This window comes from Mesorhizobium sp. M9A.F.Ca.ET.002.03.1.2 (assembly GCF_003952365.1).
Lineage (GTDB): Bacteria > Pseudomonadota > Alphaproteobacteria > Rhizobiales > Rhizobiaceae > Mesorhizobium.
On the sequence record NZ_CP034443.1, the window covers coordinates 4,907,253 to 4,932,651 of the forward strand.

The following is a 25,399-nucleotide window of genomic DNA, read 5'->3' on the forward strand; positions in this document are numbered from 1 at the left end:
CTCTGCAGGAATAGGGATAGTGAAAACGACGCCATGCTGCAATCGGTGGCTGCGTCGCGGAACGGCGTGGAATCGTCAGCCATGATGGACAAGACGACGCTTGATCAAGGATGGGGTTGATGCAAGCCGCCATCGCAATAGGTTACGGGCCGACGATGCCTGCGAACGTATCCCTCACAGGAGAGGCTCGTGACGTCTGACGACAACACACCCGTTCTTTCCGGGGCGCCCATCCTTTCCGGGGTGATCGGAGAATACCGCGAGTTCGATCCTCCGGCGGCACTCGAAGGGCATTTCCGGTGTGTCTGGTCCAATACGCTGAGACCGGGCGCGGGGCGCCTATCGGCCGTGGTCCCCGACGGCTGCGTCGACATCACCTGGATCGATGGCGAGCTGGTGGTGGCGGGTCCCGACGTGGCCGTTGCCCTCTCTGCGCTGACACCCGGCTCTACGGTGATCGGCACCCGCTTCCGCCCGGGTGCGGCATGCCGGTGGCTCGGCCTGCCGATGTCGGAGATCGTCGGCAGCCGGCTGGCGCTCGGCCACTTCTGGGGCGCGCTGGCGCGCGAAATCGCCCAGAGAATCGGTGATGCATCCTCCACGGCGGAGCGGATGCGGGCGATGCAAGCGGCACTCTCCAGGCTCGCGCCCGATGTCGAGCCGCCGCCTCCGGACATGGGATTTGCCTTCAACGCGCTGAAAACGGAATCTGCCGGGCCGGGCATGGCGGTGATCCTCGACCGGCTGGACGTCAGCCCGCGAACGCTTCGCCGCCGCTGTCAGGAGGCTTTCGGCTATGGCCCGAAGACGCTTGACCGCATCCTCCGTTTCCAGCGGTTTCTGAACCTGGCGCAGCAATCCGCCGAGCCGCGCCTGGCCGATCTTGCGTTCGATACGGGCTATTCCGACCAGGCTCATCTCACGCGCGAGGTGCGGCGCCTGTCGGGTTTCTCGCCCGCAACGGTCCTGCGGCAGCTCGGCGCCTGAACTGGCCGTTTCGTTCAATACGTCATCGCCGTATCCGTCTAGTCTGCCTTCAATCGAAGGAGGCAGATATGACCATCTACAAATCCCGCATCATCACCGTGTCCGTCGACCGGGACTGGCGCGAAATCTATGACTTCGCCTCCATCCCGGAGAATTTCCAGCGCTGGGCGGCAGGCCTCGGCCGACGCTTCGAGAAATCGGGCGAGGACTGGACGGCGGAGGACCCCGACGGCCGGCTCATCCGCATCCGCTTCTCCCGGCCCAACGAATTCGGTGTCCTCGATCACATCGTCTTTGCCGAGGGCAAGGAAACCCGCAATGCGGTGCGCGTGGTTCCCAACGGCACCGGCGCGGAGGTCATGTTCACGCTTCTGAAGACGCCGGACATGACCGAGGAGACGTTCACCGCCGACGCCGCCGCGGTGCAGCGCGACCTCAACACCCTGAAGGCAATGCTCGAACGCTGAGCCGCCAAAGACCACGAAAGGAGAAGATCATGGCCAAATCAAGCAACGACAAACGCATCGACTATGTCGAGTTTTCCGTCAGCGACATCGCGCGCTCGCGCGACTTCTATGGCAAGGCCTTCGGCTGGTCCTTCAAGGACTACGGGCCGAGCTATTGCGAGTTCAACGACGGCCGCCTGTTCGGCGGCTTTGCTCTCGGCGGCCAGAAAAAGACGGCGGGCGGACCGCTGGTGATCCTCTATGCCGACAGGCTGGACGAGACCCAGCGTCGCGTCGAGGAGGTTGGCGGGAAGATCGTCAAGCCCGCCTATTCCTTCCCAGGCGGCCGGCGCTTCCACTTTTCCGATCCGGACGGCTACGAACTTGCGGTGTGGTCGAACAAGTGAGGAACCTGGGGAGGGGAGGCGTCGAGCCGAGCCCGGCGCCTCTCTTTTCGAATGGATTGTGCGTGCAATCGGGAACAATGCCGTTTCCTGGCGCGAAGTCGAAGATGCTTCGGCTCATGTCAGGCGCTCGCCGACACCTACCTGGCGGCTGGCTTTAGTCCTTGCTCGTGCTGAAGCGCCTATTCCGACTCTTTTGCCTCTTCCTTTTTGAGGATTGGCGTGTCGGCTGTTGTCGTGGCGTCGGCAACCGTCGGCGCACTGCTGTTCGCGATGCTTGCCACTTTGGTTTGCTGATCTACGGAAGCCGTCGTTTTAGTGTGGCCAACACATTCCGCAGCGGCACCGGACACTGAAAGGCCCAGAGCGGCGACAACCAAGAGAGTGGTCTTCATCCTGTGGCTCCTAGCTTTGTTGAGGGCGAGGGCAGGCTAATGGCATATCCCCAGGTCGGAAAGTCAACTTTTCGTGCCCGCGCACGAGACGGCCTTTTCATCTTAAGGAACACCAATGACACTGGTATTCCTTAATGATAAAATTAAAAATAATGCCTAACATTTTGATTTTGCTATGCTATTGAAAGGCCGCGCGGGAGCGCGACAGAACTCCGTCTACGCTATGGCCCTCCAAGGTTCTCCCAGATGACCCTTGCGATGTCTGGAAAGTGGAAGTTTGGCGAGCGCCCCGTTGGCGCCTTGGGAACCGCATCGGCAGTCGGTCATTAGATATCGAGGAGCCGTCGGCTCCTCCGCCACACCCTGTTCGGATGGAGAAATCATGCTGCGGGTACTCATTGCTTCGTCTTTTCTTCTTGCTTTCAGTGCGCCCTCGCTCGCACAGGCCCCTGCCAGGAGCATAGAGAGCGAAACGGGCCGCATTGCCGTCGAGACCTTTGCCGAAGGGCTCGAACACCCCTGGGGCGCGACCTACCTGCCAGACGGCGTGCTGCTGGTCACCGAGCGTCCGGGGCGCCTGCGGCTCGTCTCGACCGACGGGGCCGTCTCCGATCCGATCGGCGGTGTGCCGGACGTCGTCGCCGGCGGACAAGGCGGCCTGCTGGATGTGGCGCTCGATCCGGACTTTGCCAACAACCGGACCGTCTATCTCTCCTACTCGGAGGAACGCCCCGGCGGCGCGGCCACATCCGTCGGTCGTGGACGCCTGGACGATGACGGGAGCGCGCTTTCGAACTTCGAAGTGATCTTCCGGCAGCAACCGGCGGTCTCCGGACGGAACCACTACGGTTCCCGCCTGGTATTCGCGCCGGACGGCAAGCTCTTCGTCACGCTCGGCGAGCGCTTCAAGATGCGACAGGCGCAGGACGTCAACAATCATCTTGGGACGATCGTCCGCATCAATCCCGACGGTTCAGTGCCTGACGACAATCCCTTCGTCGGCAAGGACGGCGCCGACGAGATATGGTCCTACGGCCATCGCAATGTGCAAAGCGCAGCGATCCATCCCGAAACCGGCGTGCTCTGGACGGCGGAAATGGGACCGCGCGGCGGCGACGAGCTGAACATTCCGCAAGCAGGCCGGAATCACGGCTGGCCCGTGGTCAGCTGGGGGCGGCACTATTCGGGCGAACGCATTCCCGATCCGTCGACTCGGCCGGACTTTGCCGGCTCCATCCATAGCTGGACGCCCGTCATCTCGCCTTCCGGCATGACCTTCTACACCGGCGACATGTTTGCCGACTGGCGAGGCGACCTCCTGATTGGCGGATTGTCGGCGGAAGGCATCGTTCGTGTCAGGATTGACGGCGAGCAGGTCGCGGGCGAGGAAGTCCTCGCTCTCGGCAGGCGTATCCGAGACGTGGTGCAGGCTCCCGACGGCGCGGTCATGGCGCTGACCGACGAGCCAGCGGGACGGATATTACGACTGTCGCCAGCGACTTCGCAGTGATTCCATGCGGCGCGACAGACGGAGCCTGGTGAATCATCGCTGAGCCAATGACAGCCAACACAGTGTCATCAGAAACAGTGGCCGACGTCTCGGTAAAGGTTTAGCAGGGCCACCTGCTCGATTTGCCTGGGGAAATTCGGCCTGTCCGGCAGGGCTGGCGGGTGGCTTCCTGCGGCGAACGGAGTCAGGCCGCGCCGATCAGCACGCCGCCCGCTGCGGCCACGAGCACGACGATCCAGGGCGCAGCTTTCCACGCCATCAGCAGCACGAAGCAGGTAAGCGCCAAGGCGAACTGGCGCGGGCCGACGATGGCACTGGTGAACACGGGATCGTAGAGCGCCGCGCCGAGGATGCCGACAACCGCTGCATTGGCGCCGCGCATCAGCGCTTGCGCGCTTTCGCGTTTGCGGAAGCTGTCCCAGAACGGAATGGCGCCGAGCAGGATCAGGAATCCTGGCAGGAAGACGGCGATCAGCGCAATGCCTGCTCCAACGAGGCCGTTGGGGGCCGGCTCCAGCACGGTTCCCAGATAGGCCGCGAAGGTGAAGAGCGGACCGGGCACGGCCTGCGCCGCGCCGTAGCCGGCGAGAAACTGGTCGTGGTTGACCCAACCGCTTCGGACCACCTCCGTTTCGAGAAGCGGCAGCACGACGTGTCCGCCGCCGAAGACCAGCGAGCCCGCGCGATAAAAGGAGTCGAAGACGGCCAGCCCTTGCGAAGACATGGCGGTGGTGACGATGGGCAGCCCGAACAGAAGAGCAAAGAACACGACGAGTGAAATTACCCCGAGCGTGCGCGAGACGGGAAAGTCGATGTGTCTCGTGATCGCCTCGTGATGATTGCGGCAGAACAGCAGCCCCGCCGTCGCCCCGGCGGCGATCGCCGCCACCTGCCCGAGCGGACCAGCGAAGAGAATGATGACCAGCACCGCGCCGAGGGCGATCGTGGCCCGCTCGCGATCCGGACACAGGTTCCTTGCCATGCCCCAGACCGCCTGCGCCACGATGGCGACGGCGACGATCTTGAGGCCGGTGATGATGCCGCTGCCGACCGGTCCACCGAACGCCGTCGCCCCGTAGGCGAAGAGGACGAGCAGGAGAGCCGACGGCAAGGTAAAGGCCGCCCAGGCGGCAAGCGCACCGAGCGGCCCGCCACGCAGCAGTCCCAACGCAAAGCCGACCTGGCTGGACGCCGGACCGGGCAGGAACTGGCTGAGCGCAACGAGATCGGCATAGCTGGCTTCGTCGATCCATTTGCGTCGTTGCACCAGTTCATCGCGGAAATAGCCCAGATGCGCGATCGGTCCGCCAAAGGAGGTCAAGCCGAGCTTGAGGAAGGCCGCAAAGACCTCCCCAGGCGAGCCTCTTGTCGCTTGGTTTTCATCGTGGCTCGTTGTCGTGCCCATCATCGCTTCACTGCCTCTCCGGTAAACTCGCGGATACGCTCCTTGGCCACAGCAAGGCCCTCGCGTCCTTTGTCGGTAATGGAATAGAGCTTGCGCATCGTGCGTCCGTCGCGCTCCTCGCGCGAGTTGAGGTAGCTGTCACGCGTCATCTTGTGGAGCAATGGATAGAGCGTGCCGGCAGACAGGCGGTAGCCGTGGCTCGCCAGCTCGTCGATCATCCACTGGCCGTAAATCTCGTGCTCGGCCGCATGATGGAGCACATGCAGGCGCACGAGACCGGAGAGCAGGTCGTGATGCTCCATCGCCCGCGGACGCCTTTTCTCAGCCGCCGCCATCTCTGGCTGACCCTCTGTCATGCCACCTGCCTTCTTGATATGCCGTGCGACCGGTTCATACTATCGGCTTACGATAGCGAAAATCGATTACAAAAAGACGACAAGGCATGGAGCTCGTTCTCATCGGCATCGCCGCGCTGCTGACCGCCGCGTGACGCCATTTGCAATGCCGCCGGTTGCCAGCTTGTCTCGTGCGAGCGCCACCTCCAATCCCTGGTTTGCTGCCCTGAGGACCAGGTCCGACTTGCTGTGGTCGCGTGGTCGCCCTCTGGCCCCTGTGAGATCTGGGATCCCGCCTCCGTCAGACGCAGAGGAACAATTTGTTCACGTACGTTGATCCGGCTTATTTGATCTGACGCAATTCCGATCGCGAGAACCTCGAGTATTTTATTGACGCAAAGTATCTGCATCTTTGCAGATGTTGACCTTGGCATATTGGGCGAAGGAACTGATTTTTGTATCGGAAGGCCGTCCAGTCGCAACTCGTTCGCTTGTGGAGAGGGGTGTCGGTAATCGACGCGCCCCGATGGCTTGCGCTACTCATTGCCGTCCTGATCGCGGTTTCCCCAATTCTCTATGGCGGCCGCCACGTTCATGCATCGATGAAGTATGAAGCCCGCATTGCGGTTGAATACCATCACGCTGCCGATGCCATGACGGCGTATGCAGATGAAGCGCCGTGCAACGGCGGGGACGAGGCGCAAGACAACGGGGATTGCTGCGTCTCGTTTACAAGCTGCTTTTTCTGCGTGCCCATGCCCGCGCAAATCCTCGTAGGCCTCAAGCAACGGGAACCTTTCGCGCTCGCCCCATCCGTCACCTTGCTGCCGGGCGAGACGTCAATGGAATTGCGTCCTCCTAAGCTCATCGTAACCGTCTGAGCGCACGCGGCCTCGCGGTTCGTGCGCTCCGTTATCGGCCGATCCGGCCTTTCGAGTTCACGAACATGAGAGCTTTGATATGCAACAGATTTCCCGCCGCCAGTTTCTGGCATCCACGGCGGCTGCCAGCGTCGCCAGCACGGTCTCGTCACTGACCGGCTTTGCCGGCATTGCACGAGCCGCCGTCCCAACACTTCTTCGCGCCGAAACCCGCGTCATCGAGGTCGCGGGGCAGGCCGCCACCGTCTTCGGTCTCCTCCAGAAGGACGGTACGCACGGACTATTCGCCCAGGCCGGCGAGGACTTCAATGTCCGTCTGGAAAACGTGCTCGACGCGACGACGCTCATCCACTGGCACGGTTTGACACCGCCTTTCGGACAGGACGGGGTGCCGGACCTGCCGCAGTCGCTGTTGCAGCCCGGCCAATCCTATGAGTATCGCTTCCCGCTTGAAACCCCCGGCACTCACTGGATGCATGCCCACACATTGCAGGAGCAGCAGCTTCTGGCGGCGCCGCTGATCGTCAACGACCCGGCTGAGGCCGGCCTCGACGAGCAGACCGTCGTGGTGCTCTTCCACGATTTCAGCTTCAAGGCCCCCGAGGAACTGCTTGCCGGACTGACAGGGGCGATGTCGGGCCACTCGATGAGCGGCATGAGCCACAACATGAGCGGCATGGAGCAAGGCGCTGTCACCCACGGTGGCTCCGCCATGGACATCAACGACATCGACTACGACGCCTATCTCGCGAACGATCGGGCACTCGACGATCCGCAGGTGTTTCCTGTCGAAAGGAACGGAACGGTCAGGCTGCGACTCATCAACGGGGCGACCGCCACGGCCTTCTGGATCGACACCGGATCGCTCGAAGGCGAGGCGATCGCGGTCGACGGCAACCGGATCGTCCCCGTCCGCGGCCGCCGCTTCCCGCTCGGTATGGGGCAGCGCCTCGATATCCGCATCCGTCTCCCGCGCGAGGAGGGGGCATGGCCGGTGCTCGCTTTGCGCGAAGGCGGCGTCGAGCGGGCCGGCTTCATCCTGGCGAAAAGGGGCGGCGCTGTGAAACGCGTTCCCTCGAAGGGAGACAAGGCTGAAGTGCCGCTCGACCTTTCGCTGGAGTTGGGCTTCCGTGCCGCGAAACCGCTCGCCGAGCAGGTGGCGAACAAACGCGAACCCGTCGTGCTCGGCGGCGACATGGCAAAGTACGTCTGGACCATCAACAGCCAAACCTTCGGCAGCCACAAGCCGATCGCGGTCAGCAAGGGCGACCGCGTCGAGTTGGCCATCCGCAACGACAGCATGATGGGCCATCCGATGCACCTGCATGGCCACCATTTCCAGGTAGTCGGGATCGACGGACACCGTTTTTCGGGAGCGGTCCGCGACACCGTGTGGGTGCCGCCGCAGCGCGAGGTCACCGTCGCGTTCGACGCCTCGAACCCCGGCACATGGGCCTTCCACTGCCACCATCTCTATCACATGGCGACCGGCATGATGACCGTCGTCCAGTACGACGCCTGAGCAGACCAGGGAGAAAAGACATGAGAACCAATCTTGAGAGAAAGTCCACCGCCATTGCCGTAGCGACCCCTGCCGACCCGCAGGTGGAAAAGGCGACCGGCGACACGATGGGCCTGCCCGAGAAGAGCAACTGAGATGAGATCACTACCGGCTGTCTCACAGGCGCGATCGTCGCCGGAGCTCTGCCGTGAGCGCCGCCCTACTGATGCCGCGCGAGCAGCTCTACGGGCGCGTTGGCTTCAACCAACCTGGCCAGCGCTTGCTCGACTTTCTGCGCCGAGCGGTCCGTGCGCTTGATGTGCCTCACGATTTGCTGCCTTAACAGCGCGAGCCTTGCGGCGCGATATACGTCGCCATACATTGCAGTTTCAAGGTGGAGAGTCGCGAGCCTCATGGGCGACGATTCCAATTATCCAGCGGAAGAATTCGCGAATACGCCTTTCGTTCCAATGTCCGACCCACGCTGCGGCAAAAGGGGAACGCGGCGTGACCAGGGGCGGGCCATCTCGTGGAGCAGGCCGGCCGTGTGAAAAGCACCTGCGAATTCCGGGAGGAATGAGGAGTGATAGCCCCCGCTGCTAGGCCTTCAGCCCACCGTCGGTGCTGGGCGGATCGATCGTCAGTAAGCGGTGTGCGGCCTCGACCAGACGCCGTTGCGCGCTGATCCTGCTGCACAGCGCGATGTTCTCGGCCAGCATTTCTTCTGAGCGTTCAAGCGCGAGCTCGGTCCGGTTGATGCGTTCCCTGGCCTTGGCCATCGCGCTTTCGTGGGGTTCCATGGTGTTCGTCATGATTACTAACTCAGGGCGGACCGGATCGTTCCCTCTTCCACAAACCCTCAACTTCAGCTGCGATTCGCCATTATAAGTTGCCGCACTAGAGAAAACCCGCCCGGCTGAGGGGCAGCCGGAGCGGGTTTATGTGGCCTGAAACGGTGCGTGCTTACCGTTTGTACCGTGTAATCAACTTGCCACGGCCATTTGGGTTCCCTTCAGGCTGAAAGATTTCAGGTCGGCTCATCGAACACCAGCGTCGTGCCCTTCGGCCAGCGGTACTTCCTCACCAGCTTGACTGTGTCCGCATCGACGGTGACGCGGCCGAGCACTTGCACTGTGACTCTGCCCAACTCCTCATCGACGTGAACGACCTCGCCATCGAGGTCGATCTTGTCGCCCGGCTTCGCCTTCCGGTCGATGATCGAATAGGGATGGTTGGCTGTCGGGATGCGCAGTGTCACGCGGTGGGGGCCAGCCAATGGTCGGCCCGATGGGCCAGATGATGTCCCGGAATATGTCGAAGGACGCATCGCGTTTCTTAGCGCGGAGCTCAAGGTGACGGATGCCCAGCAACCATCGTCAGGCGCGAGGAGGCCTGGCTACGAGCCTCCTCTTGTTAAGAGGCTGCGTTCAGGAGCGGCGATCCAGCCAAAGTTTCGACCATGTGTTCGATGAAGGCGCGAACCCGAGGTGGCAGCGGCCCGCCGCCGACATGGATGGCGGATTGCAGTCTTCCAGTAGAGGCACAAGCGCTCCGGCGGCAATATCGGCCCCGACGTGAAACAACCCCAACCGCGCGATGCCGGCACCGGCAAGCGCCATCTGCTTCATCGTCTCGCCATTGTGGCGATCGCCTGCCACCCCCACTGTGTTTTCCCATGGCGACTGCTCTCGAACATGAAACGGCGAACTGCCGTGGGAAAAAGGCGGTGTTCGGCGACAACTCGTTCGGCACGAGGTTGTCACCCATGTCTTAGGTACAAACTGTTACCCATGTCTCCGGAACGGACCTGGCCAATGTGGCGGAGGGAGTGGGATTCGAACCCACGGTGGGCTTGCACCCACGCCGGTTTTCAAGACCGGTGCCTTAAACCGCTCGGCCATCCCTCCATCGTGATTTTTCAACCACTCGGATGCTCGTCCTGATCTCAACTCGTGTCTATTGGCGCTGCCCGCCTGGAGATCGTCGGCGCTTCATTGCTCTAGTGCGCCCGGCAAAGCCCTGTCAACCGGCCGCGACGCTTCCTGCCAACGGCAAAGCATGGGATTGATCGCCAATGGACGTTTTCAGCATCCCGGGCAGCCGGGCAGACATGCGGGCTTTTGGGGGGCGCCTGACGGCGGGGCTGCGGCAAGACGAACAGCGCGGCGCCGAAGGCCGAAAAGCCGCGATCTTTCGCTGCGATCGCCAGGAGGGTTCGTGCCACAATCTCGCCCGGTTCCGACCATAATCGATTAATACGGTGATAAACAATTCCTGCGCACAAGGGATTGCGAATCAAGTGGCGCTGGCATTTGTCGGGTGGGTGCCGTGGCCCCGCTGACGGTCAAGTTGCGGTGCCTTTGCTGAGAGGGGACAGTCGAAAAATGCAGAGCATGGCGCGCCCGCACCTACGTCGCGCTTCCGCTTTCATGTTGTGTGCCCTGTCGGCTGCCTTGCTGGCGGCTTGCGCCGCGCCGCAACCGAAGGCGATGGTCAACAAGAAGCCCCGCTCCAAGGAATATTTTTCCGAATCCGAATACGGCGTGAAGGCCAGCCCGCGCGTCACCTTCAAGATGTCAGGCTTGCAGCGTGGCGGCGGACGCGATCAGCTCGGCAAGCCCTATCAGGTGCGCGGCAAGTGGTATTATCCGAAGGAAGACAAGCGCTACGCCAAGGTCGGATCAGCATCCTGGTATGGCGAGGCCTTCCACGGCAGGCTGACCGCCAACGGCGAAATCTACGACATGACACATCTGACCGGTGCGCATCCGACCATGCCGCTGCCGAGCTATGCGCGCGTCACCAATCTGAAGACCGGCAGCTCGGTCATCGTGCGCGTCAACGATCGCGGCCCTTATCATGACGGGCGCATCATCGATGTGTCGAAGCGTGCCGCCGAGATGCTCGATTATGCCAATATCGGCACGGCCAAGGTGAAGGTCGAATATGTCGGCCGGGCGCCGCTTGACGGTAACGACGATCAGTACCTGATGGCCTCCTACAATCCAGGCAATAGGGCGCCGGATCCGTCGGACGGCCTGCCGACCGGTGTCATGATCGCTATGAATGGTCCATCGCCGAGCTCGGCGTCGGGCGCTGTCGCCGTCCCATTTCCCGGTCAGTTGACGAATTCCGCGTCGGCACAGCCTGTCATATCAGCCGCCGGCAGTGTGACGCTGCCCGATTTCGGGCCGATCGCGCCAGAACGCCCGGAGATCAATCTGCCGGCGCAATCGCCATTCACCGTGGCGTCGCTGTCTTATGCGGACGAACGCGTCCAGGGCGCCGCCAATGCCTTTGCCGCGCTGAATGGCGCTGGCATGTCGCCCGCCGAAATCCTTCAATCGTGGAAGCGGCAAGCGCCTTCGGCCGGTTCGCCCACGGACTATGTCGCTGCGGGCTCGTTCGAGGATGCCGCCGAGGCGCAGCGTGTGGCGGGCCAGCTTTCCGGCTTCGGCAAGGCCGAAATCCAGCGCTCCGAGCTTGATGGCAAGGACTGGTATTCAGTCAATCTCTATCCGGACGGCCATGGCAGCTTGGACGAAATGCTGCAGGCAGCGTGGTCGCACGGTGCGCCCGACGCGCTCGTGGTTCGGAACTGACCGGCAAAACCTGAAGTTTTGCTAGTTATCCATGGGCGCGGTTGATCCGTCGGGACAAAGCCGATTGCTTGTCCGGGACAAAGCTGGATTGCTTGTCCGGGACAAAGCCTGATAGCTTGTAGAGCTTGCTCAGAAATGCCGGCCGACAGGTCTAACCTTTCATGAAATTTCACTTCGCCGGGCTCCTGGGTTTTGGCCTCCTGCTGCTTTCGCTGGTTCCGGCCGCGGCGCAGCTTTTCGAGACCAAGGCCGGGCAAGCCTTCATGATCGATGCCGAAACCGGAACGGTGCTGTTTTCCAAGGACGCGGACAGGCCGATACCGCCGGCCTCGCTGGCCAAGCTGATGACGATGGAGGTGGCTTTCAACGCCATCAAATCGCGGCGCATGACGCTCGACGATACGTTCGTGGTGAGTGAGAACGCATGGCGCACCGGCGGCGCGCCGTCCAGAACGTCGACCATGTTTGCCAAGCTTAAATCGACGATTCGGCTCGAAGACCTGATCCAGGGCGTGACGGTCCAGGCAGCCAATGACGGCTGTATCATCATCGCCGAAGGTTTCGCCGGATCCGAGGCGAACTTCGCGGCGCAGATGACCGAGCGCGCACGGCAGATCGGCCTGGAGAAATCGACATTCGTCAATTCGACCGGTCTGCCGGCCGACGGTCAGCAGACGACCGTTCGGGAGCTTGCGCTTCTGGCCTTGCATATCTGGCGGCATTACCCGGATCTCTATCGCTACTATGGCCAGACGGATTTCACCTGGAACAAGATCACCCAGAGAAACCGCAATCCGCTGCTGGCGATGGGTATCGGAGCGGACGGCCTGGCGGTCGGCATGAGCGAGGCGTCCGGCTTCGGCATTGTTGGCTCGGTCAACCACAATGGCACACGCCTCATCGCGGCGATGAGCGGACTGGCAAGCGACCGCGAGCGCGCCGAGGAAGCGCGAAAGCTGCTCGACTGGGGCATTCGCGCCTTCCAGAAGACCGAGATTTTCGCCAGGGATGAAGTGGTCGGCGAAGCGCAGGTTTTCGGCGGTGCGAAATCCGGCGTAGCACTGAAGGCAAAAGGGCCGGTGGATATCTTCCTGCCCATCGCAAACCGCGACAAGCTGACCGCCAGGATCGTTTATGACGGACCGGTTGCAGCACCCGTGGAGGAGGGGCAAGCGGTGGGCGCACTGCGGGTCTGGATCGGCGATACGCTGAGCCAGGAGACGCCGCTTTTCGCGGCCGAGTCGGTTGGCCCGGGCTCGCTGCCGCAGCGCGCTCTCGATGCCGTCAAGGAACTGGCCGTCGGCTGGTTGCGTTAGCATCACGGCGTGGACCTTTTCTCAAGTCGGGACTATTACGGTCCCGCAGTATGGACAAAGGCTTTGGTGCAGGGATTTTTCATCACCTTCGAGGGCGGCGAAGGAGCAGGCAAGTCGACGCAGATCGAGCGGCTGGCCAGCAAGATGCGCGCCAAGAAATACGATGTCCTTGTCACGCGTGAGCCGGGCGGCTCTCCGGGCGCCGAGGCGGTCAGGCATGTCCTGCTTTCCGGCGCTGCCGAACCATTCGGCCCCAGGATGGAGGCGCTGCTTTTCGCCGCCGCGCGTTCCGACCATGTTGAGCAGGTCATCCGGCCGGCGGTCGAACGCGGCTCGATCGTGCTTTGCGATCGCTTCATCGATTCCTCGCGCGTCTACCAGGGCGTCACCGGCGGCCTCGACCCGGCGTTCATGGGTGCGCTCGAAAAGGTCGCCATCAACGGCATGGTGCCCGATATGACGCTGATCTTCGATATCGATCCGACTGAGGGACTGCGGCGCGCCACGGCACGGCGGGGTAACGATGCCGGCGCCGACCGCTTCGAAAAGGAGACGCTGGATATCCATCAGCGCCGCCGCGAAGCCTTTCTGGCGATCGCCGCGGCGGAACCCGAGCGCTGCATCGTCGTCGACGCGTCCGCCGACCCCGACATGGTGGAGAATGTCGTTACCGCCGCCGTGTTCGCGGCCCTGGAGACAATGGCGCCGGCGCGCAGGAAGCAGGCGGCGCCGGGATGATTTTCGAACGGATCGCACCGGAACAGCACGACACGCTGGACGGCGTCCCTGAGCCATCCGAGACCCCGCGTCTGGTCGGACATGGCCAGGCGGCGAACATGCTGGCCACCGCCTACCGCTCCGGGAAGCTGCCGCATGCGCTGATTTTTGTCGGTCCGGTCGGCATCGGCAAGGCGACGCTCGCCTTCCACCTGGCGCATCATCTGTTGAAACATCCGGCGTTCGAGCAGGCGCCGGACGTACTTGCCGTCCCTGATCCGGCGTCATCGCTGTTTCGCCAGATCGCCACCAGCGCACATCCTTCGGTGCTGCATCTGACCCGCCCGCCAAACGACAAGACCAAGAGTTTCAAGACGGTCGTCACCGTCGATGAGATCCGCAAGGTCAGCCGCTTCCTGTCGCTGACCTCGCATGACGGCAGCTATCGCGTGGTGATCGTCGATCCGGCCGACGACATGAATGCCAATGCGGCCAATGCCTTGTTGAAGAATCTTGAAGAACCACCTGCACGAACCTTGTTCATTCTCATCGTCCATGCGCCGGGCAGCCTGCTGCCGACGATCCGCTCGCGCTGCCAGATGGTGCGGCTGGCGCCGCTCGATGCCGAGAGCCTGATGACGGTTCTGGATAGCGTTGAGCCGCCACCGCCGGACGATCCCGCAGCGCGCGCAGCACTGGCAGAGCGGGCAGGGGGCAGCGCGCGCGCCGCAATCCTGTTGACGCAGTATGGCGGGCTGGAGATCGCCGAAACGCTTGACGCCCTGGCGACAGCAAGAAAGAGCGATGTCGCCGGCGCCTACCGCCTCGCGGAGGCGGTCGCTGGTCGCGACCAGGCGATCCAGTTCGATATCTTCAATCGCCGCGCGCTCGACCTGCTCTCGACCGGCGCAAGCGAGGCCGCGCTGGCGGGCGATCTGGCGCGGGCGAAAACGCTCTCGGATACTTGGCACGAGGCTTTGAACGCTATATCTGAAACCGACACCTACAATCTCGACAAGAAGCAGCACGCCTTGACCATGATCGACCGCCTGAATTCTGCAATGCGAATGTGACGGCCCATCGGGATGGCAATCGCCGTTTCGATGCGATATCTCACCGCGACATCTTTCATTCAGACATTCATGACGGCTCATCCATGGCACGCGAAAAATACTACCTGACCACGCCGATTTTCTATCCGAACGGCAAGCCACATATCGGTCATGCCTACACTGTCATCGCCAGCGACACGCTGGCCCGCTTCCACCGGCTCGACGGCAAGGACGTCTTCTTCGTCTCGGGAACCGACGAACACGGCTTGAAGATGCAGCAGACGGCGGACGCCGAAGGCCTGACGCCGAAAGCGCTTGCCGATCGCAACTCGGCGATCTTCCGCTCGATGTATGAAGCGATCGGTTGTTCGAACGACGTTTTCATCCGCACCACCGAGGAGCGCCACTACAAGGCCTGCCAGGCGATCTGGAAGCGCATGGCGGAGAATGGCGACATCTACCTCGACCGCTACAGCGGCTGGTATTCGGTGCGGCAGGAAGCCTATTTCGACGAGGCCGAAACCAAGGTCGGCGACGACGGCGTGCGCCGCGAGCCGCTCGGCTCGCCCGTCGAGTGGACCGAGGAAGAGAGCTATTTCTTCCGCCTTTCCGCCTATCAGGACAAACTGCTCGCGCTCTATGAAAGCAATCCCGAATTCGTCGGCCCAGTGGAGCGGCGCAACGAAGTCGTCAGCTTCGTCAAATCCGGGCTGAAGGATCTGTCGATCTCGCGCACCACGTTCGATTGGGGCGTGCCGGTGCCGGGCGACGACAAGCATGTGATGTATGTCTGGATCGACGCTTTGACCAACTACATCACCGCTGCCGGCTACCCCGATGAACAGGCTGACAATTGGCGCTTCTGGCCGGCGAACGTCCACGTCATCGGCAAGGACATCGTCCGCTTCCACGCCGTCTACTGGCCGGCCTTCCTGCTGTCGGCAGGGATCGAACTGCCGAAGCGCGTGTTCGCGCATGGTTTTCTGTTCAACCGGGGCGAGAAAATGTCGAAGTCGGTCGGCAATGTCGTCGATCCGTTCGCGATGATCGAGCATTACGGCCTCGATCAGGTGCGTTATTTCTTCATGCGCGAAGTGCCGTTCGGCCAGGACGGCAGCTACAGCCACGACGCCATCGTCAACCGCACCAATGCCGACCTCGCCAACGATCTCGGCAATCTGGCGCAGCGCTCGCTGTCGATGATCGCCAAGAACTGCGGCGGCGTGGTGCCGAAGCGCGGCGAACTGAGCGATGCCGACAAGGCGATCCTCGATCAGGCAAGTGCCGCCCTTGTCACAGCACGTAAGACGATGGCCGACCAGGGCATCCATTTGGCGCTGGCGGCGATCTTCGGCGTGGTGGCCGAAGCGAACCGCTATTTCGCGGGGCAGGAGCCGTGGGCGCTGAAGAAGACCGATCCGGCCCGCATGGAAACGGTGCTGTGGACGACGGCCGAGGTGATCCGGCGTATCGCGATCCTCTGCCAGCCCGTCGTCCCGACCTCTGCGGCAAAGCTGCTCGACCTGCTGGCGGCGCCGGCGGACAGCCGCGACTTCGCGCACGTCGCCGAAGCTCACGCGCTGGTTTCAGGCACGGCCCTGCCTGCGCCGGAACCGGTGTTTCCACGTTATGTCGAGCAAACGGATGCAAGCGCCTGATGTTGGTCGACAGTCACTGCCATCTCGATTTTCCGGATTTCGCAGAGGAGCGGGCGGCCATCGTCGCCCGCGCTTTAGCCGCTGGAATCGGTCGCATGGTGACGATCTCGACGCGTGTGAAAAGATTCCAACAAGTACTTGAGATCACTGAATCTTTCGACCAGGTCTATTGCTCTGTCGGCACCCACCCGCACAACGCCGCCGAAGAGCTGGATGTGACTGTCGAGGAGCTTGTCCGGCTGTCCGCCCATCCGAAAGTGGTGGCGATCGGCGAGGCCGGGCTCGATTACTTCTACGACCATGCGCCGCGCGATGCGCAGGCGCAGGGTTTTCGCACCCATATTGCCGCCGCGCGCGAGACGGGCCTGCCGCTGGTCATCCATGCGCGCGACGCCGACAGCGACATGGCCGACATCCTCGAGGACGAAACAGGGAAGGGCGCCTTCCCCTTCATCCTGCACTGTTTTTCATCCGGGCGCAGGCTAGCCGAAGTCGGCGTGGCGCTTGGCGGCTATGTTTCCTTTTCGGGCATCCTGACCTTCAAGAATTCGGCCGAACTGCGCGCCATCGCCGCCGATGTGCCACACGACCGCCTGCTGGTCGAAACCGACGCGCCATATCTCGCACCGATACCGTTTCGCGGCAAGCGAAACGAGCCTGCCTATGTCGCGCATACAGCTAAGGTGCTGGCCGAAACGGTCGGCGTCAGCGAGGCCGAAATCGCTGATATCACCACCGACAATTTCTTCCGGCTGTTCAGGAAGATGCCGCGCCCAAGCGTACTGAGCGCCTGACGCATGGGCGACCGGCTGCGCCTCACCATTCTCGGCTGCGGTTCATCGCCGGGCACGCCGCGCATCACCGGCGACTGGGGCAATTGCGATCCGGCCAATCCGAGGAACCGACGCATGCGCACCGCTGCGCTCGTCGAGCGGATTGCGGCAAACGGCGGCAGGACCACCGTCGTCATCGATACCGGACCGGATTTCCGCGAGCAGATGCTGCTGGCATCGGTCAGGCGCATCGATGCGGTCGTCTATACGCATCCGCATGCCGACCATATCCACGGTATCGACGATTTGCGCGGCTTCGTGCTCGAGCAGCGTCATCTGATCGATATCCACGCCGATCAGCCTACTATGCTGCGGTTGCGGCAGGCTTTCGGCTATTGTTTTGAAACGCCGCAGGGCAGTTCTTATCCACCCATCGTCGATGCTCATATCATCGACCACGCCCGGCCGGTGGTGATCGAAGGCGAGGGGGTACTCTCACCCTCGAGCCGCTGCCGCAGATCCATGGCGACATCATATCGCTTGGCTTTCGCATCGGCGGGCTCGCCTATTGCCCCGATGTCAGTGATTTCCCCGACGCCACGGCCGAACGGTTGCGTGGGCTTGACGTGCTCGTCATCGACGCGCTGCAATACAGGACGCATCCGAGCCATCTGTCGCTCGGTCAGGCACTCGGCTGGATCGAAAAACTGGCGCCGGCAAAGGCCGTGCTGACGCATATGCATGTGCCGCTCGATTACGCCGCTATGATAGCCGAGACACCGGCCAACGTTGAGCCGGCCTATGACGGCATGACGATCGAAATCCATTATAAATCAGAATGATAGGTCTGTTTTTTCATGGTTGGAAGCATTGACCGTGTGACCAAGGCAGCGGCCGACGCAGGCCTCGATATCGAGATCAAGCGCATGGGCGCCTCGACACGCACCGCCGCGGAAGCCGCCGCGCAATGCGGCTGCACGGTTGCACAGATCGTCAAATCTTTGATTTTCCAGGGAGAAACCAGCGGCAGACTTTTTCTCTTCCTGGTTTCCGGCTCCAACCAACTCGATCTCGCCAAGGCCGCAGCGATGACCGGCGAGCCGCTGAAGCGCGCCGACCCGCGGCAGATCCGCGACGAGACAGGCTTTGCCATCGGCGGCGTAGCCCCGATCGGCCATCTGGTCGCGATCCCGGCGTTCGCCGACGAAGCACTGCTCGGCTTCGACCGCGTCTGGGCAGCGGCCGGCGCGCATGACGCGGTGTTCGCCGCCGAGCCACGCGCCATGGTCAGGGCGGCGCGCGCTGTCGTGGTGAATCTGGCAGCCTGACGTCGAACGCGCCTGATGCCGCTTCCCGACGCTCGGCGGCAGAGCGCGCGACCGACGCACGCCTATTCGGCGGCGACGGCGGTGGGCGCGGGCGGCAGCATGACGTTGGGCGCAGCCGGCGCGAAGAGCATCTTTACGAAAGCGCGGAAGGCGAGGATCTGGCGCTCCAGCACGCAGGGATCGCCGAGCCCCCGCGACATGATGATGCCGCCGTCGATCACACAGGAGAACATCTTGGCCACATCGTCGAGGTCCACTCCTTCGCGCGCGGGATAAACGCTCGCGATCTCGTTCAGCGCATCTCGAAACCGTCCGTTCCAGGAGCGTACGGCGTCGGAGGCGATGTCGCGAACATTGCGATCGAACAGGCGCTCCTGATAGGTGAACGTCGCGATCAGGCAACCGGGGTGGCCGTTCGGCAAGTCACCCATCAGCTCGGCTAGCAGCTTGAGGGTGATCAGGAAAGACTGCAACGGATCATCGGACAATTGCCGACCGCGTCGAAACACATCGTCGAAGATGCGGTCGTTCTCCTCGACGTAGCGCAGCATCAAAGCGCGGGCGAGTTCGTTCTTGTCCTTGAAATGATAAAAGAAGCCGCTCTTGGTGATGCCGGCCTCGGCGATCACCTCCTCGATGGAGGTCGCGCCAAACCCCTTGGCGAGCACCGATGCCTCGGCAATCTCCAGAATGCGTTCGCGCGTTTCCGCACCCTTGCGCATGTCCGAATCCCCTCCAATTTACTGTACCGGCGGTATGGTTTTCCCATCCGCAAACATCAGCATCGATAGCAGTACGACCGCCCAAGCACGGCTATCCGACTGTAATTGCTGCGGTTCCCGCTTCGGTAGACGACCGGACCACAAGCCTTCTACTGCACCAGCGGCACGTGCTGCTAAAACCGGTCATTCCGAACCGGTCGCGACCCAAGCGGCACGGTGTTATCTTAGCACTGGAGACAAGCATGGCCAAGTACCGCCAAAATCTACCGCAACTCGCCAACAGAACATTCCTGAGCGACGGCGGCATGGAAACGACCTTCATCTTTCACGAAGGTCTCGACCTTCCGCATTTTGCTTCATTCACGCTGATGGCAACGCCTGAAGGCCGGCAGAGGCTCAAGGAATATTACGTCCGCTATCTGACCATCGCGCGCAGAAGCGCGACTGGCTTCATCCTCGACACGCCGACGTGGCGTGCCAATCCCGATTGGGGAGCGTTGCTCGGTTACGGACCGGAAGCGCTCCGAGCCGTCAACGAGACTTCGATCGAGCTTCTTCTCGATCTACGCAAGGAGTTCGAAACCGCCGAAACGCCGTGCGTCATCAGCGGCGCGATTGGACCGCGCGGCGACGGCTACAAAGCGGGCAAGATGGACGCCAGCGAGGCGGAAGCCTACCACTCGGCGCAAATCGAAAGTTTCGCATGGACCGAGGCCGACATGGTGGCGGCCTATACGCTCACCAATTTCAACGAGGCAATCGGAGTGGCGCGGGCGGCCAAGGCGCATGCCATGCCTTGCATGATCTCGTTCACCGTGGAGACGGACGGGAAGCTGGTGACCGGCATGGCGCTCGGGGAGGCGATCGACAGGGTCGATGACGCGACGGACGGTGCGCCGGCCTATTACATGATCAACTGCGCACATCCGACGCATTTCATGCAGGCGCTGAAAAAGGGCGAGCGTTGGCTCGACCGAGTCTATGGCGTGAAGGCGAACGCTTCGGCCAAAAGCCATGCCGAGCTGGACGAATCTGGGACACTCGACGCTGGCGACCCGGACGATCTCGGGCGACGCTACAGCAGGCTGAGAAACTCATTTCCGACCATGCGCATTTTGGGCGGCTGCTGCGGCACCGACCATCGGCACATCGCGGCGATCTGCGAGGCCTGCGTGCCGCAAGCAGCGTAGACCTGTATGCGTCCCAGGAGGCGCCACGCTACCAACCGCAGTTTCCGCTGAGAACAAGGAACTGCGGTTGGGCTGAAAAACAGCGTCATCAAAGAACACGCCAGTTCCATAATCTATCTTATGCGACTGAGTGATTCTGCAAAGCAGGAATGTTCGCCCTACTCGTTCTATTCCGACAAGCACACGGTTTTCCAGAAGCGCAAGAGCACAAAGCTAGGCACCAGGCCGAGCAAGGCGATGCCGATTGTTCCGACGCACTGCCCCCGCTAATCAAGCACGGCCACGGCCTCCACCTCGAACAGCATGCCGCCGAGCGCCAGTCTCGGTACCGGCACCAATGTCTGCGCCGGCAGCGTCTCGCCGAACGTTTCCTTGACGTGCCTGGTCAGCACCCCGAGCTTGGATTGGTCATGATCGACCACGAAGACCGTGAGCTTGATGACCTGATTCGGTTTCGCGCCGATCCCCTCAAGCGCCGTGCGCAGGTTCGCATATGCCTGTCCCACCTGGACCGCGAAATCGGGCGACAGCGAGCCGGTGCTGTCTTCTCCGCCTTGGCCAGCGATGTAGGCGATCCGACCTCCGCCGGAAGCGATCACGGCGTGGCTGTAGCCGTTCGGGGCGGGATCGTAGAGGCCTTGCGGATTGACGATGGTCAGCTTGAGATCATTCTCATTCGCTGTGGTCGCAGTGGGAACTCCCATGGTCATGATGATTAGCCCTCCGATAAGCAGATGTTTGATTGCGCGTGACATGATTTTCTCTTGGCTCTGCGGACTGCGAACAACGTACCCCCGCGGCCGGCATGACTGAACTTTAACCCATACGATGACTCGTGCGACGTACGATACATCGTATGGTACGATGTACGAGTCAAGCGTTCAAGATCGACATTCGTCACGTTGCCGGTCAATATCGACGTTCTGAACAGTGAGGAAGACGGATGGCAGCCAAACGTAGCGGCGCCCGGAGCAAACGGTCTCAACAGACAAGTGAATGGCTCCAGCCCGTGCAGGAGCCGCGCAGTGAACCGCCCCTCTCTCGGGAGCGTATCGTGGCGACCGCGGTAGAACTGCTGGACGCTCAAGGGGTCGACGGATTGACGATGCGTGGGCTGGCCGATCGCCTCGGCTCGGGCGTGATGAGCTTATATTGGCACGTCGACAACAAAGAGGATGTCTTTGATCTGGCGCTCGACTCGGTGCTCGAATATCGCGGACCGCCCCAAATAGTTGAGTCTCAAGACTGGCGCGAGGAAGTCGTTCATATGCTCGAAGACTGGCGCGCCAGCATGCTGCGCCATCCTTGGTCGGCATCGCTGCTGCCGCGCCGGGCGCTCGGCCCGAACATCCTCGGTCGCCTAGAACTGCTGAGCATGACCTTGTCCAGAGCCGGCGTAGCGGACGCAGATCTGAACGTCGCGATATGGTCGCTCTGGAACTATGTGATGGGCGCCACCATCACCCGGGCGAGCTTCGACGTCTCGGACGATGACAGGGCCGCCGCGCAGCAGCGCCTTACACGCCTCAGCGAACGCTGCCCGACAATCGAACGCTCTCGTCTGCTGTTGGATAACGATTGGGATGGCGCCTTCCGGAAAGGCCTCGCCTTCCTACTTGATGGCCTCGCTCCAAGATGAGCGAGCGCGATCTGCAACGGATGAAAGACTCTCTGATTTTTACGTCGATTGGCGCACTTTGTATTAATCTTGCGACCTTGCAGGCTAATGCATGTCGCGCAAAAGTGTGCAGCGGTTATGCGATAACGACATGCATAAAAACAAGAACTTAAAGCGCGTCGCATGAATCCGTTCAAACGCGACGCGCTTTAGGATTTTGCCGCCCTTCCGCAAATGACCCCTATCCTGCACGTTCAACACTGTAGTTTCATCAAGACCATCAAGAAATGACCGCCTCACCTTCCTTTCTCGGCTTTCCCGATCGCCTCGCCGATGGCCGCATGCCCCGTGCGGTGATCTTCGGAGCCGGTCATGGCAGCACTTATCCCGGCAAGGACAGCAGCGGCTATGCCTTGGCCGCCGACGCCATCCGCGCTGCGAGCCAGGACGATGCCGCGCTCGTCGAGCACTGGGATTTCGATCTCGGCGGTCCGCTGTTCGACGGCAAGCCGGCCTGCTGCATCGATGCCGGCGACATCCCGACCACCATGCATGACAATGTCGGCAACCGGGCCCGGATCGAGGCAAAGACGTGCGAGGCGCTGGCATTGCCGGCCGTACCGATCCTGCTCGGCGGCGACGATTCCGTGGTCATACCTTTTCTTGCCGGCTTTGCGGATCACGGGCCGGTCTGGATCCTGCAGATCGACGCCCATATCGACTGGCGCGACGAGGTGCATGGCGAACACCACGGCTATTCAAGCCCGATGCGCCGGGCAAGCGAGATGCCGCATGTCGCCGGCATGGTGCAGGTCGGCCTCCGTAGCGTCGGCAGCGCACGCCTCGCCGAGATTGAAGCGGCGCGGCGCTATGGCAGCCGCTTCGTAACCGCCCGCGAAGTTCACGCTCAGGGCGTCGAAGCCGCTCTCCGGCATATTCCGGAAGGAGTGCGGGTCGTCGTCACCCTCGACTGCGACGGCCTAGATCCCGGCATCATGCCGGGCGTGGCGGCACGTACGGCCGGAGGCCTCACCTATACGCAGGTGATCGACCTGATCGCGGGCGTCGGCAGGCGGGCCAGGATCGCAGGATTCGATCTTGTCGAGCTCTATCCTCCCTCCGACATCGACGGCCTGTCGGCCCTGACCGCCGCGCGCCTTCTCGTCAATGTAATCGGCACCATCGTCCGGCAGGTTTGAAACCCGGCTTCCTGCTCTTCGCGCAGGCGGGCGGACAGTCGCCGTTCCAAACGAAGCAGTCGGGTGGCGGAGGTCCAAGACCGGCCCCACCCGCACCGCGCACTGTCAGACATCGCCGAAATCACCGCCATCGTTGAAACCGGAATCGTCGGCCCCGTCGGAGCCCCCCTCCTCCGCCCGTGGTGCCGGCGATTTCCGCGACGCGCTTCAAGTCTGTTTCGTTGCATGTCGCTGCTCCAAAACCTCTGACGCGGCTATTCGCGCTCGCCGGTGAAGTTCAGCAGCAGCTGGAAGATGTTGACGAAGTTCAGATAGAGCGAGAATGCACCGAAGACGGCGAGCTTCTGTTGCGATTCCGCGCCGAAATTTTCCGCATACTGCTCCTTGATCGTCTGCGTGTCCCAGGCAGTGAGCCCGATGAAGACGGCGATGCCGATCACCGAAATGGCGAACTGGAGCGCGGTCGAGCCGAGGAAGATGTTGACGAGGCTGGCAATCACCACGCCGATCAGGCCCATGATCAGGAAGGACGAGAACTGGGTCAGATCACGCTTGGTCGTGTAGCCGTAAAGGCTGGTCGCGCCGAACATGGTGGCGGCGATGAAGAAGGTGCGCGCGATGCTGGTGCCGGTGAAGACTAGAAACACTGAGGCCAGCGACAGGCCCATGACCGCACAGAACGCCCAGAACATCGCCTGAGCGCCGGCCGCGGACATCGTCTGTATCCGGAACGAGAACAAGAGCACGAAGGCGAGCGGTGCCAGCATCACCACCCACTTCAACGGGCTGGAAAAGATCGGCACGTAGAGGGCTGGCGTGGAAGCCACCACGAAGGCGATCACGCCCGTAACGACGAGGCCAATGCCCATGTAGTTATAGACGCGCAGCATATGCTGGCGCAGGCCTTCGTCGTAGACGGCTCCGGCTTGGGCTCCGACGCCCGAGCGGTATCCTAGGTTGGGGGTGTTCATGCGGATTCTCCTTGGTGAGGGTCAGTAAAGCGTTTTGGCGAGCGTTTCTGCGGCGCGATCGAGGTCGCGGACATCGCTTCGAGCGACGACCGCGTAGGCGACCTCCCCGACCTGGAAGTAAGCTGAGGAAATTTCATCCGAGGGAACGATGGTCGGCTGGACCACGTCGAACGTTCCGGGCCTGATCGCGAAGAGCGAGATCAGCCCCAGGTCCCTTGTTTCGACAGCCATCTCGACGCTTGGGCCGAACTGCGACGGATAGATCTGCACGTCACGGACCTTCCAGTCCTTCGGCAGCGATGGCATGACGATCGCCGTGGCAGCGCGGATTTCGTTCGCATTGTAGTTCGGCGTTTCGAGCTGCGATGACATGGCCTCGCGCATGATCGTCGTCCTGTGTGCCCGGATCGCCTCTTCCAGATAGACAGGCGGCTGGGTCGAGGCGACGACTTTCGTCACCGATATCGGCCCGACGATCCCGTTCGCCAACCAGCCCGCGGCCACCAGGACTGCGACCGTCGCTGCCCGCTGCAACGTGCCTAAAACGCGGCCCCGGGCCAGCCCCCGTTCCAGCCGCCGTGCCGCATCGGCCGTTGCCGGCCGCGCCATGCCCTTGGATCCGGCAAGCGCCAAGCGCAGTTCGTCGCGCGTCCTGAGGTCGGACATCACGCGCGCGGCCACCTCCGGACGGGCGGAAAGAAACGCCTCGACCTCGATGCGGCGGGCAACGTCCAACTGGTCGTCGACATAGGCGTCGAGGTCGGCATCGGTCACCGGGTCGCGCAGTTCGTTCATCACGGACATCACGGGCCTCCCACGATCCTGAGGTGGCTTTTCGCTCCCGCCGGCAACGTGTCCTCCATCTCGCGGAGCGCCGCGCGCGCCCGGCCGATGCGCGACATCAGCGTTCCCAGCGGCACGCCGCTGGCCTCGGCCGCCTGGCTATAGCTAAGTCCCTCGATGACGACGAGATGCAGCGCCGAGCGCTGCTCTTGCGGCAATTTGAAAAAGGCTTCGCGCACCTGTGCCAGGCGGACGGAATGCTCCTGAGGGGCCTGCATACTGGCGTCGGCAAGATATTCGGCCTGCTTGATACGCGCCGCTTCAGCCTTGCGGGACCGTAAGCCGTCGATGAACGCGTTGTGGACGATCGACAGCAGCCATGCGCGCAGGTTCCCGCCGGATCGGAAGGTGCCGCGCCGCTCGTAGGCACGCACCAGCGCGTCATGCACCAGATCCTCCGCTTCGACGCTGTCGCGCGTCAGCGAGCGCGCGTAGCGCCGCAGGGAACCAAGCTGTCCTATGATATCGAAGCGTGGCATCGACCCTCTCATGTCCTGTTTACGGAGCATGGCAGGTTTTAATCCCGCTCCTTAAGTTTTTTTGCGA

At 62.3% G+C, this 25,399-nt stretch carries 27 protein-coding genes, 1 tRNA gene and 2 pseudogenes; 17 read left to right on the forward strand and 13 right to left on the reverse strand.

From position 1 onward, the window contains the following. The first annotated feature begins 189 nt into the window (after nucleotides 1-189). The 3 genes from EJ066_RS23695 (at nucleotide 190) to EJ066_RS23705 (ending at nucleotide 1,840) form a co-directional block, all read left to right on the forward strand. Nucleotides 190-987: a helix-turn-helix domain-containing protein gene (locus EJ066_RS23695; RefSeq protein WP_126042241.1), complete on the forward strand. Its 798-nt coding sequence runs from the start codon at nucleotides 190-192 to the stop codon at nucleotides 985-987. A gap of 68 nt (nucleotides 988-1,055) precedes the next feature. After that, nucleotides 1,056-1,454 carry an SRPBCC family protein gene (locus EJ066_RS23700; protein ID WP_126042243.1) on the forward strand — a complete coding sequence of 133 codons (399 nt, stop codon included), beginning with the start codon at nucleotides 1,056-1,058 and terminating at the stop codon, nucleotides 1,452-1,454. A gap of 29 nt (nucleotides 1,455-1,483) precedes the next feature. Continuing rightward, a complete protein-coding gene (locus EJ066_RS23705; protein WP_126042245.1) occupies nucleotides 1,484-1,840 on the forward strand; it encodes a VOC family protein in 357 nt (118 codons plus the stop codon). A gap of 179 nt (nucleotides 1,841-2,019) precedes the next feature. On the opposite strand, the gene EJ066_RS23710 is transcribed toward EJ066_RS23705, so the two are convergent. Continuing rightward, nucleotides 2,020-2,232 carry a hypothetical protein gene (locus EJ066_RS23710; protein WP_126042247.1) on the reverse strand — a complete coding sequence of 71 codons (213 nt, stop codon included), beginning with the start codon at nucleotides 2,230-2,232 and terminating at the stop codon, nucleotides 2,020-2,022. A 382-nt stretch (nucleotides 2,233-2,614) separates the two neighbouring features. Here EJ066_RS23710 and EJ066_RS23715 point away from each other — a divergent pair, with 382 nt between their 5' ends. Beyond that, nucleotides 2,615-3,742: a PQQ-dependent sugar dehydrogenase gene (locus tag EJ066_RS23715; RefSeq protein ID WP_126042249.1), complete on the forward strand. Its 1,128-nt coding sequence runs from the start codon at nucleotides 2,615-2,617 to the stop codon at nucleotides 3,740-3,742. Nucleotides 3,743-3,926: 184 nt separating this feature from the next. On the opposite strand, the gene chrA is transcribed toward EJ066_RS23715, so the two are convergent. Both chrA and EJ066_RS23725 read right to left on the reverse strand, forming a co-directional pair. After that, complete coding sequence (gene chrA / locus EJ066_RS23720) at nucleotides 3,927-5,150, reverse strand: chromate efflux transporter (RefSeq protein ID WP_126042252.1); 1,224 nt, start codon at nucleotides 5,148-5,150, stop codon at nucleotides 3,927-3,929. Continuing rightward, nucleotides 5,147-5,449, reverse strand: coding sequence for a PadR family transcriptional regulator (locus tag EJ066_RS23725; RefSeq protein ID WP_126044023.1), 303 nt, complete (start codon nucleotides 5,447-5,449; stop codon nucleotides 5,147-5,149). Before EJ066_RS23725 ends, chrA begins: the two co-directional genes overlap by 4 nt. Before the next feature lie 536 nt (nucleotides 5,450-5,985). Between EJ066_RS23725 and EJ066_RS23730 the strand changes: the two genes are divergently transcribed. Beyond that, a complete protein-coding gene (locus EJ066_RS23730; protein ID WP_126042254.1) occupies nucleotides 5,986-6,363 on the forward strand; it encodes a hypothetical protein in 378 nt (125 codons plus the stop codon). Between the two features lie 79 nt (nucleotides 6,364-6,442). Next, nucleotides 6,443-7,885 (forward strand): multicopper oxidase family protein, encoded by a 1,443-nt coding sequence (locus tag EJ066_RS23735; protein ID WP_126042256.1) that lies wholly within the window; start codon nucleotides 6,443-6,445, stop codon nucleotides 7,883-7,885. 199 nt (nucleotides 7,886-8,084) lie between these two features. On the opposite strand, the gene EJ066_RS23740 is transcribed toward EJ066_RS23735, so the two are convergent. The 5 genes and pseudogenes from EJ066_RS23740 to EJ066_RS23760 form a co-directional block, all read right to left on the reverse strand. Then, complete coding sequence (locus tag EJ066_RS23740; protein ID WP_245454966.1) at nucleotides 8,085-8,246, reverse strand: hypothetical protein; 162 nt, start codon at nucleotides 8,244-8,246, stop codon at nucleotides 8,085-8,087. 217 nt (nucleotides 8,247-8,463) lie between these two features. Beyond that, entirely contained in the window at nucleotides 8,464-8,676 is a 213-nt protein-coding gene (locus EJ066_RS23745; protein WP_245454967.1) for a hypothetical protein, read from the reverse strand. Nucleotides 8,677-8,891: 215 nt separating this feature from the next. Continuing rightward, nucleotides 8,892-9,122, reverse strand: a complete 231-nt coding sequence (locus EJ066_RS23750; protein ID WP_126042260.1) for a hypothetical protein — start codon at nucleotides 9,120-9,122, stop codon at nucleotides 8,892-8,894. A gap of 155 nt (nucleotides 9,123-9,277) precedes the next feature. Then, nucleotides 9,278-9,507 (reverse strand): annotated as a pseudogene (locus EJ066_RS23755) (LysR substrate-binding domain-containing protein); the annotation flags it as partial. A 174-nt stretch (nucleotides 9,508-9,681) separates the two neighbouring features. Continuing rightward, nucleotides 9,682-9,771: transfer RNA gene (locus EJ066_RS23760), tRNA-Ser, on the reverse strand. A 477-nt stretch (nucleotides 9,772-10,248) separates the two neighbouring features. Between EJ066_RS23760 and EJ066_RS23765 the strand changes: the two genes are divergently transcribed. The 8 genes and pseudogenes from EJ066_RS23765 (at nucleotide 10,249) to EJ066_RS23800 (ending at nucleotide 18,310) form a co-directional block, all read left to right on the forward strand. After that, nucleotides 10,249-11,466: a septal ring lytic transglycosylase RlpA family protein gene (locus tag EJ066_RS23765; RefSeq protein WP_126042262.1), complete on the forward strand. Its 1,218-nt coding sequence runs from the start codon at nucleotides 10,249-10,251 to the stop codon at nucleotides 11,464-11,466. Between the two features lie 161 nt (nucleotides 11,467-11,627). Then, the gene (locus EJ066_RS23770; protein ID WP_126042264.1) at nucleotides 11,628-12,782 is read left to right on the forward strand and encodes a D-alanyl-D-alanine carboxypeptidase family protein; all 1,155 of its coding nucleotides are present in this window, start codon (nucleotides 11,628-11,630) and stop codon (nucleotides 12,780-12,782) included. A 63-nt stretch (nucleotides 12,783-12,845) separates the two neighbouring features. Then, complete coding sequence (gene tmk / locus EJ066_RS23775; protein ID WP_126042266.1) at nucleotides 12,846-13,520, forward strand: dTMP kinase; 675 nt, start codon at nucleotides 12,846-12,848, stop codon at nucleotides 13,518-13,520. Then, the gene (locus EJ066_RS23780; RefSeq protein ID WP_126042268.1) at nucleotides 13,517-14,572 is read left to right on the forward strand and encodes a DNA polymerase III subunit delta'; all 1,056 of its coding nucleotides are present in this window, start codon (nucleotides 13,517-13,519) and stop codon (nucleotides 14,570-14,572) included. Before tmk ends, EJ066_RS23780 begins: the two co-directional genes overlap by 4 nt. A gap of 83 nt (nucleotides 14,573-14,655) precedes the next feature. Beyond that, nucleotides 14,656-16,209 (forward strand): methionine--tRNA ligase, encoded by a 1,554-nt coding sequence (gene metG / locus EJ066_RS23785; protein WP_245454968.1) that lies wholly within the window; start codon nucleotides 14,656-14,658, stop codon nucleotides 16,207-16,209. Next, nucleotides 16,209-17,003 carry a TatD family hydrolase gene (locus tag EJ066_RS23790; RefSeq protein WP_126042272.1) on the forward strand — a complete coding sequence of 265 codons (795 nt, stop codon included), beginning with the start codon at nucleotides 16,209-16,211 and terminating at the stop codon, nucleotides 17,001-17,003. Before metG ends, EJ066_RS23790 begins: the two co-directional genes overlap by 1 nt. Nucleotides 17,004-17,006: 3 nt before the next feature. Continuing rightward, a pseudogene (locus EJ066_RS23795) lies at nucleotides 17,007-17,824 on the forward strand (MBL fold metallo-hydrolase). A gap of 15 nt (nucleotides 17,825-17,839) precedes the next feature. Then, nucleotides 17,840-18,310 carry a YbaK/EbsC family protein gene (locus EJ066_RS23800; RefSeq protein WP_126042274.1) on the forward strand — a complete coding sequence of 157 codons (471 nt, stop codon included), beginning with the start codon at nucleotides 17,840-17,842 and terminating at the stop codon, nucleotides 18,308-18,310. Nucleotides 18,311-18,372: 62 nt separating this feature from the next. Here the strand turns inward: EJ066_RS23800 and EJ066_RS23805 are convergent, their stop codons facing one another. Further along, nucleotides 18,373-19,032, reverse strand: a complete 660-nt coding sequence (locus EJ066_RS23805) for a TetR/AcrR family transcriptional regulator (RefSeq protein ID WP_126042276.1) — start codon at nucleotides 19,030-19,032, stop codon at nucleotides 18,373-18,375. 242 nt (nucleotides 19,033-19,274) lie between these two features. On the opposite strand from EJ066_RS23805, the gene EJ066_RS23810 reads away from it, so the two are divergent. Then, the gene (locus EJ066_RS23810; protein WP_126042278.1) at nucleotides 19,275-20,222 is read left to right on the forward strand and encodes a homocysteine S-methyltransferase family protein; all 948 of its coding nucleotides are present in this window, start codon (nucleotides 19,275-19,277) and stop codon (nucleotides 20,220-20,222) included. A gap of 266 nt (nucleotides 20,223-20,488) precedes the next feature. Here the strand turns inward: EJ066_RS23810 and EJ066_RS23815 are convergent, their stop codons facing one another. Continuing rightward, the gene (locus tag EJ066_RS23815) at nucleotides 20,489-20,977 is read right to left on the reverse strand and encodes a RidA family protein (RefSeq protein WP_126042280.1); all 489 of its coding nucleotides are present in this window, start codon (nucleotides 20,975-20,977) and stop codon (nucleotides 20,489-20,491) included. Between the two features lie 188 nt (nucleotides 20,978-21,165). On the opposite strand from EJ066_RS23815, the gene EJ066_RS23820 reads away from it, so the two are divergent. After that, nucleotides 21,166-21,861, forward strand: a complete 696-nt coding sequence (locus tag EJ066_RS23820; protein ID WP_126042282.1) for a TetR/AcrR family transcriptional regulator C-terminal domain-containing protein — start codon at nucleotides 21,166-21,168, stop codon at nucleotides 21,859-21,861. 266 nt (nucleotides 21,862-22,127) lie between these two features. After that, nucleotides 22,128-23,039 (forward strand): agmatinase, encoded by a 912-nt coding sequence (locus tag EJ066_RS23825; protein WP_126042284.1) that lies wholly within the window; start codon nucleotides 22,128-22,130, stop codon nucleotides 23,037-23,039. Nucleotides 23,040-23,293: 254 nt separating this feature from the next. Here EJ066_RS23825 and EJ066_RS23830 read toward each other — a convergent pair whose 3' ends face one another. From EJ066_RS23830 to EJ066_RS23840, 3 genes are read right to left on the reverse strand one after another with little or no spacing between them, the layout of a single operon-like run. Then, the gene (locus EJ066_RS23830) at nucleotides 23,294-24,010 is read right to left on the reverse strand and encodes a Bax inhibitor-1/YccA family protein (protein WP_126042286.1); all 717 of its coding nucleotides are present in this window, start codon (nucleotides 24,008-24,010) and stop codon (nucleotides 23,294-23,296) included. 21 nt (nucleotides 24,011-24,031) lie between these two features. Continuing rightward, a complete protein-coding gene (locus tag EJ066_RS23835) occupies nucleotides 24,032-24,805 on the reverse strand; it encodes an anti-sigma factor (RefSeq protein WP_126044025.1) in 774 nt (257 codons plus the stop codon). A gap of 8 nt (nucleotides 24,806-24,813) precedes the next feature. Further along, complete coding sequence (locus EJ066_RS23840) at nucleotides 24,814-25,332, reverse strand: sigma-70 family RNA polymerase sigma factor (RefSeq protein ID WP_245454969.1); 519 nt, start codon at nucleotides 25,330-25,332, stop codon at nucleotides 24,814-24,816. Nucleotides 25,333-25,399: the final 67 nt, after the last annotated feature.